This is a genomic window from Paenibacillus filicis, from assembly GCF_038070315.1.
Lineage (GTDB): Bacteria > Bacillota > Bacilli > Paenibacillales > NBRC-103111 > Paenibacillus_G > Paenibacillus_G filicis.
Genome location: NZ_JBBPCC010000023.1, coordinates 32,836 through 46,509, shown reverse-complemented (window position 1 = coordinate 46,509; position 13,674 = coordinate 32,836). Strand labels below are relative to the sequence as shown.

The 13,674-nt window shown below is 54.3% G+C and carries 13 protein-coding genes; all 13 read right to left on the bottom strand.

The window, feature by feature from the left end; all coding sequences use genetic code 11:
• Positions 1-268 precede the first annotated feature (268 nt).
• Entirely contained in the window at positions 269-1,387 is a 1,119-nt protein-coding gene (gene csaB, locus WMW72_RS27805) for a polysaccharide pyruvyl transferase CsaB (protein WP_341418851.1), read from the bottom strand.
• The gene (locus WMW72_RS27800; protein WP_341418850.1) at positions 1,360-3,417 is read right to left on the bottom strand and encodes a DUF5693 family protein; all 2,058 of its coding nucleotides are present in this window, start codon (positions 3,415-3,417) and stop codon (positions 1,360-1,362) included. Before WMW72_RS27800 ends, csaB begins: the two co-directional genes overlap by 28 nt.
• 18 nt (positions 3,418-3,435) lie before the next feature.
• Positions 3,436-5,145 carry a phospho-sugar mutase gene (locus tag WMW72_RS27795; RefSeq protein WP_341418849.1) on the bottom strand — a complete coding sequence of 570 codons (1,710 nt, stop codon included), beginning with the start codon at positions 5,143-5,145 and terminating at the stop codon, positions 3,436-3,438.
• Positions 5,146-5,219: 74 nt separating this feature from the next.
• Positions 5,220-5,651, bottom strand: coding sequence for a 3-hydroxyacyl-ACP dehydratase FabZ (gene fabZ / locus WMW72_RS27790; protein WP_341418848.1), 432 nt, complete (start codon positions 5,649-5,651; stop codon positions 5,220-5,222).
• A gap of 172 nt (positions 5,652-5,823) precedes the next feature.
• Entirely contained in the window at positions 5,824-6,345 is a 522-nt protein-coding gene (locus tag WMW72_RS27785) for a CDP-alcohol phosphatidyltransferase family protein (RefSeq protein WP_341418847.1), read from the bottom strand.
• 89 nt (positions 6,346-6,434) lie between these two features.
• Positions 6,435-6,653, bottom strand: a complete 219-nt coding sequence (locus WMW72_RS27780) for a DNA-directed RNA polymerase subunit beta (protein ID WP_341418846.1) — start codon at positions 6,651-6,653, stop codon at positions 6,435-6,437.
• Between the two features lie 28 nt (positions 6,654-6,681).
• Positions 6,682-7,554 (bottom strand): flagellar hook-basal body protein, encoded by an 873-nt coding sequence (locus WMW72_RS27775; protein WP_341418845.1) that lies wholly within the window; start codon positions 7,552-7,554, stop codon positions 6,682-6,684.
• A 51-nt stretch (positions 7,555-7,605) separates the two neighbouring features.
• A complete protein-coding gene (locus tag WMW72_RS27770) occupies positions 7,606-8,505 on the bottom strand; it encodes a flagellar hook-basal body protein (RefSeq protein WP_341418844.1) in 900 nt (299 codons plus the stop codon).
• 15 nt (positions 8,506-8,520) lie between these two features.
• Positions 8,521-9,519 carry a rod shape-determining protein gene (gene mreB, locus WMW72_RS27765; protein ID WP_341418843.1) on the bottom strand — a complete coding sequence of 333 codons (999 nt, stop codon included), beginning with the start codon at positions 9,517-9,519 and terminating at the stop codon, positions 8,521-8,523.
• Between the two features lie 236 nt (positions 9,520-9,755).
• Entirely contained in the window at positions 9,756-10,043 is a 288-nt protein-coding gene (spoIIID, locus tag WMW72_RS27760; protein WP_341418842.1) for a sporulation transcriptional regulator SpoIIID, read from the bottom strand.
• Positions 10,044-10,242: 199 nt separating this feature from the next.
• Entirely contained in the window at positions 10,243-10,974 is a 732-nt protein-coding gene (locus tag WMW72_RS27755) for a peptidoglycan DD-metalloendopeptidase family protein (RefSeq protein WP_341418841.1), read from the bottom strand.
• Between the two features lie 64 nt (positions 10,975-11,038).
• Positions 11,039-12,100 carry a stage II sporulation protein D gene (gene spoIID / locus WMW72_RS27750; protein WP_341418840.1) on the bottom strand — a complete coding sequence of 354 codons (1,062 nt, stop codon included), beginning with the start codon at positions 12,098-12,100 and terminating at the stop codon, positions 11,039-11,041.
• A gap of 180 nt (positions 12,101-12,280) precedes the next feature.
• Entirely contained in the window at positions 12,281-13,609 is a 1,329-nt protein-coding gene (gene murA / locus WMW72_RS27745) for a UDP-N-acetylglucosamine 1-carboxyvinyltransferase (protein WP_341418839.1), read from the bottom strand.
• Positions 13,610-13,674 lie beyond the last annotated feature (65 nt).

Genomic DNA, 13,674 nt, shown 5'->3' with positions numbered 1-13,674 from the left:
ACCCCTTTTGTCTATGAAACCCCCAAACACTTCAAATTATACGCGCGCAATCCGTTAAACTCCATACGCATTTTCGATGAATTTGGGCGGTTTTCAGGTGGTTTTCATAGTTTTTCAAGGTTTTTGGACATTTTCCTTCTCACGTATCGCTTTCACGGCGAATTGCTTCTTCTCACGCCAATTTTCAACGAAGAGTTTCTGGAATCATCCGGACATATTCACAAGTTTAGTCATTAATCATTGCAATGGCATTTAGACGGTCTGGAACTCAACGCAGCTTGCGGGCAAAAAAGCCGGCAATTCGCTCGGCCGGAAGCTGCGCTTCCTGTTGGAGCTTGGCAATTGAACTCTGCTTAGCTTCCAGCCACTTCTCACGCTGATTCAGCCGATCCAACAGCTCGGTCGCTATCGCCTCTGCATTCGGATGCACGGTACTCGTAGCCGCCTTCATATCCAGACGATTCAAGAACTGATCGATCTTCGGATCATAGGACAGTCCGGCCATCGGGACATATTGGCCAGCCGCATAGATCAGTGCATGTAATCTCATACCGAGCAACACTTGACAGGAAGCCACTTCCGCAAGCATGTCTTGGGGATGAGTAACGTTCTGGACGATAGTCGTTCTCGCTTTATAACGTTCCCCCAACTGCTCTTGGACATACAGGGAAGCCTGTTCATCCGACGGAAGGTGGAAGGGCAGGAACCGCACCGTAGCCGAAGTCTGCTCCAACACCTGCCGCAGCGCCTCGGCAACCGCCTTCAGCTCCGAGCGGTCTTCGTTCCACCATCGCACGGACACACCGATAACAGGGGACTCGTCCTGCGCAGGCCTGATTGTAACACCCTCACGCAGCGGCATGCCCATCACCGGATCGGGCACGACCTGTACCTTCTGCTCGCTTAGCCCCATGCGCAGCAGTAGAGCTCTGGATTCTTCATCGCGAACCATGATTTCCTCGCAACGCCGGAAGGCGGAGCGTATCATCCCATAGAACAGCTTGCGATGAACCGGGCCAATCCCCTGCGAATAGATAAATACCGGTTTCTTCAGCCACTGGGCCATCCGAATGACAGCGATGTAGTAAGGAATGGTCTTGGCGCTGGTCTCATCCTGCAGCAGGCTGCCGCCGCCACTGATCAGTCCATCCGCCTGCTGCAGGGCTCTCCATACTTCCTTGGGTCTCATCCGGTGGACAGCCTCGACCCCGTAGGTCCGGGTAGTCCATTCGGGGTTGATGGAGAGCACGACAGGGGTGAATCGAATCCCCTGACGCTCCCCCTGTTCGTGCAAAGCGAATAATATTGATTGAAGCACCGCTTCATCGCCACTGTTGTTAAAGCCGTAATAGCCTGAAATTACGATGCGTTGATGCGGGATACCCAACGACGCCAACTCCTCACGATAATCTCCCAAACGGCGATCAGTGCGAACCCGATTAAGGTGCCGAACGCGAGCCCGTATACAATCCGGATGGAGGAAATGACGAGCGGTGTGTGCAGATGGGCAAACGTATCAACGACAGATGCCTGTCCGATAACTCCGATCAGAATAAGAATCAAAGCGTTTCTATACTTAAAGCTCAAGTACGCTCCGAGAATAAATAAAGGGTGAGCGAATAAAAACTCTTTAATCCGCGGTCTAACCCCCAGTGTATTCTCCAGGAAGGAGCGGAAGTAACGCTCAACGCCCGTCGTCGTCCCTTCATTACCCGTTCTTGATAAATAGTAGAAGCCTGCTGCGGCAATCACTGCAGCCGTGATGACCCAGAGAATACTGATATGCTTAGACAGCAGCTCACGTGTACGAAGCAACCGCTCCCTATGACTGATCGGCTCCAGGAACAGCAGCCAGTACAGCCCGGCGATCACGATCGGGGCCAGATGCAGGATGCTTACGCCGCGGAACTGCTCCAGCACAAGCGCATACGTGATCTGATTCAGCAGCCCCACGATAAACAAGATGCCGATAACGGATATGAGTGACGTCCGGACCAGGAGCAGCACGCTAAACCCGATACGGGAGCCTGTCGGATTCTCACGCTTCCGTTTGGCCGCCCGCAGAGCGAACATGATGGCCAATGAGGATGCGCTGGTTCCAGCTCCAAGCGCCAATGCTTGCGAGAATATGCTGGAGCTTAAGACGAACAATCCCGCCGAGCCCAGCATGCCTAGCAAGAAGACCACAAGTGTCAGCTCAGCCGCAAAGTAGGAGACCATCAGCGCGATGAGAGCGACGGCGCCGATCCAAAGCAGCAGCTTGGCGACTGTTTGCCAGCCGGAGTGAACTAATTGGAAGCTTTGCGCCGTCCCGAACGTATACCCGGCCTTCTCGATGCGCGGCAGCGCTCCATCCGGTCCGTCCAGCGCTTGATACATAGCGTCGAGCGGGTTAACGATCTTGCCCTTGTCGGCGCTCTTGACGGCCCGAGCATTGAGGAACAGCATCCGGATGTTGCGGTCTTTCACCGCCAGCACGAGCCGGTCGGCTACGCCCTGGATACGTCCGTTCAGTTCTTCCTCGGTCAGACTTTCCGTCAGCTTTGTCGAGTCGGACTCTGTGAAGGAATGAAGTCTGACGACTTGATGGTGGATGCGTTTCGCCAGGCCGTTAAAGCCCTTTTGCGGCGTTTTTTGCATCTCGATAGCTGCGAGACCGATCTGATGCTCGCGCAGCATCTCACCCATTTTATCCAAATTCACGGTATCTTCGGCGCTGACAAAGCCCGGGACCGAATCGCCGTCGACGATAATCCATTTGACGCCAAGTCTCTGGAGATCGCCTAACAGCTTGTCCATCGGATTCGTTTGGAAAGGCCGGCGGTTGGACAAACGAACGACCAGCGAGAACCCTTGTTCTTTAAGCTTCTGCATGGTGAGGAAATCCGGGTCCAACGTCTGCATCAATGATTCTTCCAGCCCCATCTGTATGATCAAGCCCGGCTGGTTCTTGTAGCTCCAGGGACGGACCTGAACATTCAGCTGGCCGAAGCTCTTCTCGATCATCTCCCGGACACGCTGCTCCGACTCTTTCTCCGTCAACAAGATATAGGTAAAATTCTCGTTGGGCGAAATCGGAGTCTGCGTCAATGCCGTCGCCTCGTGAGAGGAGAACACCTCGATGCGCCGGCTCAGCTTCAGCTCGTTCAAGGTAGCCTCATAGACGGACAACGAACGCACGCCATGCTGCTTGAGTAGCTTCAGCTGCTGATCGATGAAGCTGCGAGGATCCGGCTGCGAATCCGAGATCTCCAGCAGATCTCGATAATCAAAGACCACATCAACCTTCCGCCCGGAATTCTGTTCAGTCTGGTGCCGCTCGTACGCCACAGGAAGGGAGGCCAGCATCCCGAGGATGACCAGCCACCACAATCCTTTAATCGCCAATTTGTTCCACCTTGCATACCTTTCCTTCACGCTGTCAGCTCCCACTGTCTACTGAAATTGATCCACACGGGACATCACGTTCTGCACAAGGCCCGAGATCGAAGCGGCTGCCGCTTCGCCCGTTTCGCCTCGTACAGCGAAGTAAACTTTAATCTTCGGCTCCGTCCCCGAAGGGCGCAAGCAGAACCAGGAATCATCCTCCAGCGTATACTTCAGCACGTTTTCTGACGGCAGTCCGTATAAGCCCTCCGAAAAATCTTCAACCTTTAGGACCTTCAGCCCGTTCAGCTCCGCTGGGGGCTGCAAGCGCCAGTCCTGCATAATCGACTGAATCTTCTCTACTCCATCCTTGCCCTTGAGCGTCCGGGACTCCAGCTTCTCCAAGAAGTAGCCATACTGGGCGTATAGCTCCTGGAGGACGTCATACAGCGTCTTGCCCTTGCTCTTATAATAAGCGGCAGCCTCAGAGATCAGCATAGAGGCAATCACCGCATCCTTATCCCGTGCGTAGGTGCCGGCCAGATAGCCGTAGCTCTCTTCATAGCCGAACAGGAACTTCGCTTCGCCCGTATGTTCGTACTGGGTCATTTTCTCGCCGATATATTTGAAGCCGGTTAGCGTATTGACGACTTGGGCTCCATAGCTCTCAGCAATTACGGCACCCAGCTCACTGGTTACGATCGTCTTGACGACCACACCGTTATCCGGCAGCTCGCCCTGCTCCTTGAGACTGCGAAGCAAATAATCAACCATAATCGCGCCTGATTGGTTGCCCGTCAGCACGAAATATTCGCCCTGCGGGTCCTTGACCACAGCGCCCATCCGGTCGCAGTCCGGGTCTGTGCCGATAATAATATCGGCGTCGATCTCCTTGGCCTGCTGGATGGCCAGCGTGAACGCCTCGCGCTCCTCCGGATTCGGCGACTTGACCGTGGAGAAGTTCGCATCCGGCTGCTCTTGCTCCGGCACGACATGCACATGCTCGAAGCCGATCGTCGCAAGCGCGGCCTGTACGGACAGGTTGCCCGCTCCGTGCAGCGGCGTAAATACGATGCGGAAGCTGTCGCCCAGCCGCGATACCAGATCCGCGTTCCGGCTTACCGAGGTCACGGCTTGGATGTAGGCGGCGTCAACCGAGTCGCCGATCCACTCTAGCAGACGCTGGCTCTCTGCTTCACTCCGGGACAGGCGGCGGACGTCTGCGAACGACTGCACGCCGCGAATCTCGGCAATGACCTGCTCGGCCTGATCCGGCACGAGCTGACCGCCGTCATGGCCATATACTTTATACCCGTTATATTCAGGAGGATTGTGGCTCGCCGTGATCACGACGCCCGCGGATGCCTGAAGGAAGCGTACGGCAAACGACAGCTCCGGTGTCGTCCGCAGCGATTCGAACACATAGGCTTTAATGCCGTTCCCGGCCAGTACCTTTGCCGTCTCCAAGGCAAATTCAGGAGATTGGTTACGCGAATCATAGGCAATGGCAACCGAAGGTGACTCCGTACCGGACTTCAACAGAAATTGAGCCAGCCCCTGCGTCGCCCTTGCGATCGTATAGGCGTTCATCCGGTTTGTACCTGCACCGATAACTCCCCGCAGTCCGCCTGTACCGAACTCAAGATCCCGGTAGAACCTATCCTCAACTTCCTTCTCGTCCCCGGAGATAGCCTCGAGCTCCTCCTTCGTTGCCTGATCAATGGCCGGGTCGTTCAACCACAGCTTATATTGCTCTTGCACATGCGCTTGCGTACTCATCCATCCATCTCCTCCACCTGTATATATGTAGATACCCTTAGAAATCTCCCTGGTGTCCCAACTCCCTGGCTGCTCTACTCCTTGTTCGCCAGCGCAAACATGATCTCGCCTTCGGCCACGACACGATCATTGACCTTGGCTGTAGCCTGGCCTTTACCGATGGTTCCCTTCAGTCTGGTAATCACGACCTCCAGGATGAGCGTATCGCCGGGCTTGACCTGATCCCTGAACCGGAAGCCGTCTATGCCGGCCAGCAGCCCGATTTTACCTTGATTGCTTTCCACTTTCAATAGTGCCACGGCCCCGACCTGAGCCAGCGCTTCGGTAATCAGAACACCAGGCATGACCGGATATCCAGGGAAATGGCCTTGGAAAAACGGTTCGTTGATGGTCACATTTTTCAGGCCTACCGCTCTAACACCAGGCTCCACTTCAAGAATTTTGTCGACGAGCAGAAACGGATAGCGGTGAGGAATGATCTCTTGAACTTGCTGTGCATCATACATAAATAGATAAACTCCCTTCATCGAATAAAATAGACCCGGTTTGGCAAAAAATAACGCTTGTCCCTTCATGATCTGCAGTAATGAAGGTTGATATAAGGGAGCTTATGCGAAAGGTTTGCAGCCGCTGTGCTGTGAAGCTGGGCATGAGCTCTTTTTTACCGGTCAAGACCGGCTAATGACCGACGCTCCGCTTATTCAGCAGCACAAATTGAAGAATATAGATGGCTGAAGCCACAAAAGAAATAATAATAACGAACCAGAGATACGCATGGGCAAACGGAAGCTGAAAAATGATCAGCATAATGGCGACGTAGAATAGTACGGTCGTCAGCTTGCCTAGCGCATTGGCGGGAACGGTCTGTTTACCGCGGAAGTGAAATACGGCCGAGCCAATAATCATGCCCGCGTCCCTCAGAAAGATCGCCCCGGCTGCCAGCCATGAGATCATCCCCGAGAATAAAAGCGACAAGATCACCGTCAGCATCATGAGCTTGTCTGCGAGCGGATCGAGCATCCGGCCAACCACGGTAACCTGATTGTTCTTGCGTGCCACATAACCATCCAGCACATCCGTCAGACCTGCCGCCAGCAGCACAAAAAAAGCGCTTTTGACGAATCCCGATGCAAATACGACCCCATATACAGGAATCAGGAGAAGGCGGCATACCGTTAATGCATTGGGCAGATTCCACACAGCGCTAGTCCCCCCTACATCCATTCATTATACCTTTATCAGGAAAAAAATAAAACTCCCTGCACGGGAGTCTCGGTTATCCTGCTGTTTTACGTATCGGCAAAGACAAGGTCGAACAGATGCCGCCAGGTGGCCAGATCCCAAGCCTCCTCCAGCGGCTGCTTGCCTACATACACATACCCTACCAAAAGTCCTATAAAAAGCGCCGCCAAGCAGGCGATCGGAATCCACGTCCATCTTACGATCGCCTTGAACACCTTGACCCAAGTCTTGGCTGCCGGCTTCGCTTTCTTTCGGTTATCGCTCAAACCTTTTACCTCGCTTTACGTAAGGCCATTACGCGCGCAAATTATTGGCCAGATTCATCAATTGGTCGGAGGACGAAATCGCGCGGGCATTCAACTGGAACGCCCGTTGAACCGTCACCAGCTCAGTCATCTCTTGCGACAAATTGACGTTGGATTGCTCGATAAAGCCTTGGCGCACGGTAATCGGGTCAACCGTATTGTTGGCCGCCGTTACCGTCTGCAGAATCTCCTCCCGCTGCTGAGGAGTGATATCAGCCGGCAGCGCATAGAGGTTATCCCCGACTTGCTGAAGGAGCTGAGGACGGACAACGCGTACGGTCTTAATCTGGCCGAGATTGACCGGCGGAGCGGTGCGATCGGCTTCATTATAGGCGATGACCTGACCATCCGGCTGTACAGCGATCCGATGATTAGCCGGAACCCGGATTGGATTGTCATCTGCTCCTACGATATAATGACCGTCCTTGGTCGTCAGGTAACCGTCGGGATCGTTCTGGTCGACGGACGGAGAAATATCGAACGCCCCATTGCGCGTCCAGCGGGTCGTCTGTACCGGCACATTATTCGCATCCAGCGTGACCGTAGCAATCTCGAACAAGCCGTTACCCTCAATAGCAAAATCAAGCGGGTTCGTTGTATTCTGCAGCGAACCCTGCTCCATATTCAGCTGGGCTTCCACCAGCTTACTGCCCCAGCCTTGATTGTAACCGAGCGGCGTTAACCGCCCCTGCTTCTGAAAATTTTGCGGCTGCTGCTTGACACTGGTCAGTACGTCCTGGAAGGAAGCTTCCTTTCGCTTGTAACCGGTGGTGCTGACGTTCGAAATATTATTGGCAAGCAAGTCCAGCTTCTGCTGCAGAGCATGCATGCTCACCGATGAATTGATCATTGAGTTGTTCATCTAAACGCTCCTCCTGATTGACAACGCGAGATAGAACTGCCCGCAGCTGGCTTAGACGCGCCCGACTTCATTGACTGCTTTTTCCATGCTTTTATCGTAAAACTGCACCATCTTCTGATTGGCCTCATAGGCCCGCAGGGCGGACATCAGATCAACCATGGATTGGCCCGCATCCACATTGGAGCGCTCCACGTAGCCCTGCCGCACCTCTACCTGATCCTGGGCATCAATCAACCGGAAGCCGCCCTGATCCGGATCCGCAAGCCGGTACAAGCCGTTGCCCTCGCGCACGAGACTGTTCGGGTCTTCGACTCGCGTGATGCTCATTGTCATCGCCTGCCCGTTCAAGTTGTTGATAGGCTGTCCATCCACATTCGTGAACACTCCGGAGCGCGTGATCCGGAAGTTGGTGATCGGCGTGGTCGTACCTGGCTCTACCAGCACGATAGGTTGTCCATCTCGGCCAATGACCTGATGCCCGTCGGCATCATGCAGTTGTCCCTCCGCATCGACTGCGAATTTTCCGTTGAGGGAATACCGCTGTTCGCCGGCAGCATTGATCACGGTGAAGAAAGCCTGCGGCTGGATGACCCGCTGGCCATTCTCGTCCACATACTTGCCTGAGCTATCGAATTGCGCGCCGGGTACTTGAATGTTGGAAATCAAGGCAAAGTCAAACGGATTATTCGTCTCCTGAATATCCCCCTGCGCATGCAGAGACACATTCTCTTCCGCCATCACACCGGTGTGAATACGCCCGATCGAGGTGCCCCCCGGCTCGTCCTGCCCGCCCCGCACGCGGGAAATCAGCATCTCGGGGAAGGATCGGTTGATTCCATTGCCTCCCTTGAATCCAGGCGTATTGATGTTCGAAATATTATTCGTCACGATATCATGCTTGCGCTGTTGGGCAATCAAACCAGATGCGGCAGTATACAGGCCTCTTAACATGGATTTCGTGCCTCCCTAAAATTTGCGTTTCGAAACCTTATCCAGGTTGTCCAGCATAATGCCTGTTCCTTTGACAACGCAGTGCATCGGATCTTCTGCGATGAGCACGGGAACCTTGAGCTCGTCCGCCAGCAGCTGATCGATCCCGTGCAGCATGGCACCGCCGCCCGTCAGGATGACACCGCGGTCGATAATATCGGCTGACAGCTCCGGAGGCGTCCGCTCCAGCACGGTCTTTGCAGCCGTTACAATCGTGGATACAGGCTCCCACAGCGCTTCCTTGATCTCCTGTGCATTGATCGTCATCGTCAGAGGAAGGCCGCTCACCATATCGCGTCCCCGGATGTCCATCGTCTCTTTCTTCCCGTCCGGATGGACCGTCCCGATCTTGATCTTAATATCCTCGCTTGTCCGTTCACCGATCAGCAGCTTGTACTTGGTCTTGATGTACTTCGTAATGGACAAGTCGAATCGGTCCCCCGCGTTTTTAACAGACGAGGACGTGACGATATCGCCCATCGACAATACCGCCACATCCGTCGTTCCGCCGCCGATATCTACGACCATATTACCACTAGGCTGGAAAATGTCCATGCCCGCACCGATCGCAGCAGCTTTGGGCTCCTCCTCCAGGAAGACTTCACGCGCCCCGCTCCGCTCGGCAGCCTCACGGATCGCCTTCTGCTCCACGGACGTGATATTCGTCGGAGCGCAGATCAGAATACGAGGATGGCTGTACCAATTTTTCCCGCCCACTTTATTAATGAAATATTTCAGCATCATTTCCGTAATTTCGAAATCGGCGATGACCCCGTCCTTCAACGGACGGATGGCGATAATATTGCCAGGCGTCCGTCCGACCATACGACGGGCTTCCTCGCCAACGGCCAGTACCCTTTTCGTGTCGCTTTCAATAGCAACAACGGATGGTTCATCCAGGACCACGCCCCGACCTTTGACATGAATCAGGACGTTTGCGGTCCCCAGATCTATTCCGATATCCTTGCTTAACATCCTTAATAATCCTCCCTAACCAACCGTCCAACCCTTCAATGAAGAAGCGGCACTGCGAGTGATATATGTTATGTAGGTAAATTCGCCATCGATATGGAAATTCCTCTTTTTTACGACTGATTTTTCGACAAAACTCGCTTATGCACAGTTGGAACGGGCAGGGAGAGACAAGGACCTTCTTACCTTCTTGCCTGACGGCTGGTTTCTCCGCTTCAAGCCGCCGATTGGAGACGCTTCTACTTCACCGTGACCAGCTTATCCTGTGACTTCGGGTTCCGAGTCTTGCGATACTTGATTTTGGTCGCTTCCCCCCCGCGCAGGTGACGGATGGACTTGTGATATTCGAGAATGTGCTTAACCTGATTGGCAAGCTCCGGATTGATTTCCGGCAGACGCTCCGTGAGATCCTTGTGCACCGTGCTCTTGGAAACACCGAATTCCTTGGCTATGGTGCGAACCGTATGCTTGGTCTCCACCAGGCAGCGGCCGATCTTAATGGTCCGTTCCTTGATGTAATCGTGCACTCCCCTCGCCTCCCTACTCGAGTTAGTTTGGTACAGTATATGAGGAGCCCACGCTTATATTCTTTGTTTCACGGGTGTGACAAGCTTGGAATGTACAATTATTTTCAAGGACAGGCCATTTGAAGGCGCTTGCCGAAGGCTGATAGACGCTTATGAATGAAAAAAGCAGGGGAGGCCTACTCCCCTGCTTGCTTTGCGCTTATTGTTCCACAATATACTGTTCCGGATTGAGAGCCGGACCGCCTTGGCCCTGACGAAGCTCGAAGTGCAGATGTACACCCTGATCCTTCTCCAGCTCATTGCGCCCTGCTTTGGCGAGCACATCGCCCTTCTTGACCTCGGCGTCCTTGGCGACCTTGACTTCAGCGAGGCTCTGGTAAACCGAGACCAGACCGCTGCTGTGCGTAACTTCAATCAAATTCCCGACGATAGGGTCTTTCTGTACAGCCGTGACCTTGCCGCTCGCTACCGCTAACACATCGAACGCTTGATTGTCACCCTTGGCAAAATCCATCCCGATATGCGGAGTGAAGGTATCGCCATACTCGACCATAGCCGCTTGTCTGACTTCACTCGAAGCCTTGTTGTCGAAGAAAGGCAGAATCACTTCCAGCTCTGCACGGTTAGCAACCGGCCACTGCATCGTCTCTTGCTTGGCAGTCGTCGCGACGGCATCCGGCCCGGAGACATTCTCCGTTACCGTCCCTGTCTTAGCGGGGTCCGAGATAGCGGTTTTCTTATTGAACGTTCCCGCTCCCTGATACACCCACATTAACGTTAAGATGATTGCCGCTGCTGCCATGTACGTCGCCGGGAATACCCACTTCTTGCCGAGCAATCTCTTCCAGGATGAGGTATTGCCGCCTTGCGCTCCTTGGTTCGATTTAGGAGCTTCTTCTTGGACTTGGAAATCTTTCTTTTGTTCACTCATCTATTATCACCTCGCTAACCAGTCTTGCCGGATTTGCGAGATTTATACGCCGTAACTCTTGCGTTTAGAAAGTTTTTCCTTTCCATAGATTCGCTACATGGTCCAGCTCTACCCCTGTGTAATAGTACTTCACAATTTCCTCAGCGGTACGCCCTTCCTTTGCCATGCCGTTGGCTCCCCACTGACTCATTCCGACTCCATGCCCGTACCCGGTCGTCGTAAAGGTCCACTTCCCGTTGCTATAGCTCCATTGGAACTGGCTCGACGGCAAACCCAGCTTTTCCCGAAACTCGCGTCCTGTAAAAGATTTCCCGCCTACGGTCAGCCGCTTGACCCGGTGCCCTTCGCTGCGCTCGACGACGTTCAGTCCCAGCTTGCTGCCTGCGATGGCAGGGACGGCAACCGGAAGTCCCAGCTTCTGCTGAAGCTCCTTGGACGTCAGGGTGAGGCTGTCCTGATACCGCGGAGATAATCTCGCATCCCAGGGACTTGGCACGCTGCGCAAGTAGGGAAGCTTCATATTCCAGTAATCCTCTGAATTTTCCGTATACCCGTTGCTCGTAGAGAAGTAGCTGGCCTCAATAGGCTGGCCCTTGTACGTAATGACCCTATCTCTCGTCGCCTCTACCGCCTGCTTGAGCTTGTTCCGGTTCACCTCATATTGCTCCGCTCCCCAGCGGTGCTTCAATTCCTCGTCGCTCACATAGACCTGATGGAGGGTCGTATCCGTCACCGCCGCACCGGAGCCGGACGCATACGCCGTCTCACCCTCCAGCAGCCTGCGTACGATATAGGTACGTGCAGCCAGCGCCTGGGCCTTCAACGCCTCCGGCTCGAATTCGATCGGCATCTCCGCTGCAACAACCCCGGTCACGTAGGACTCTAGCTCGATCTCTTCCGTAGTCTGCTTGCCGCTGAGGTGAACCTGCACCATAATGGCTTGGCCGCCGGGAGGGAGAGTCTGACTTTGCTTGGAATCAGAGACCCGTGAGGCTGCATCCCGGCCGGCCGGGATATGCACGAGCAGCCATGGGACGAGCAAGACAACGGTCAGAAAACTGAAGAACCACAGCGCAAGCCAGCGAGCCCAGGCTGTCTGTGTGCGGGAAAGCTTGTACTTTATCATGCTGATCTTCCCTCTCCTCTTCCATTCTATCTGTCACTCCGCGCAGCCTATGGCCCTATTATCTACCGCTGCGCGGGTAACATTAGCTTATGTGCCAAAAAGATAGAATAGTACTTGAAAAAAGAGAGCCCAATCAAAAACGGACCTTCCGAGGAAGGCCCGTCTGAAATCTGCTGTAGCTTAAGCTAACGTAGGTTGTACCGCAAACAAAGGAAGCGTTTCGGGCTCGCGTTCGAGCTCCGGCTCGGTATCTGCCGACAGCCGCCGGATGTCCGCTCCGAGCAGAGACAGCTTCTCAGCAATCTCCACGTATCCGCGGTCGATGTGATGAACGCCCGTAATCTCCGTATCGCCTTCGGCCACAAGCGCGGCTAGAATCAGCGCTGCACCGGCGCGCAGGTCGGTAGCGCACACCTTAGCTCCCTGCAGTCTGCCACCTCCGCTGACGACAGCCGATCGTCCCTCGACCTTAATCTGAGCGTTCATATTCGTCATCTGCTCCACATGCATGAAGCGGTTCTCGAACACCGTTTCCGTTACAATGCTTGTGCCATCCGCCGTTAACAAGAGCGCCATCATCTGCGACTGCATGTCGGTCGGAAAACCCGGATACGGCAAGGTTTTTACATCTACTGCGCGCAGAGGACGGCTGGCAAATACGCGGAGGCCGTTCTCATCCTCGTCAATTTGAACCCCCATTTCCTGCATCTTGGAGATAACCGGGCGCAAGTGATCGCCGATCGCTCCTTCGATATACAGATCGCTGTTCGTGATAGCTGCTGCCATCATATATGTACCTGCTTCAATCCGGTCCGGAATAACCGTATGTTCTGCCCCTTTGAGCCGCTCGACTCCATCAATGCGGATCGTACCGGTCCCGGCTCCTCGTATTCTGGCTCCCATGGCATTGAGATAGTTGGCCAGATCTACAATCTCCGGCTCCTTGGCCGCATTCTCAAGCAGGGTCGTTCCCTCAGCCAGCGTGGCTGCCATCATAATATTCTCGGTAGCCCCGACGCTCGCGACATCCAGATAAATCTTGGCGCCCTTCAGCCTTCCTTGAATCCGCGCTTCAATATACCCCTGTCCGAGCTCGATCTCGGCTCCCATCGCCTCGAAGCCCTTCAGATGCTGATCAATCGGTCTCGTGCCAATCGCGCAGCCGCCAGGCAGAGAGATGCGGGCCTGACCCATACGTGCAAGCAGCGGTCCCATCACGAGGAACGAAGCTCGCATCTTGCGCACCAGCTCATAGGAGGCCTCGCAGGTTGTGATGCGTGTCGCATTGACACGTATGGACTCATGCTTATATTCCACTTCGACGCCAAGGCTTTCTAGCACCTTGTTAATGACCTTTACGTCGTCCAAAGGAGGCGCATCGTGGATCACGCTCTCGCCTTCCATGCCCAGCAGGGAAGCTGCAATAATCGGCAGCACGGCATTTTTCGCTCCGTGAATTCGAACCCTGCCGGATAATGGTTTGCCGCCGCGGACGATAATTTTGCTCATCTGGATCCCCCTCCGCGTATCAGTATACATGTATTTACATAGCATTCGTGAAGCACGCTTTTTTT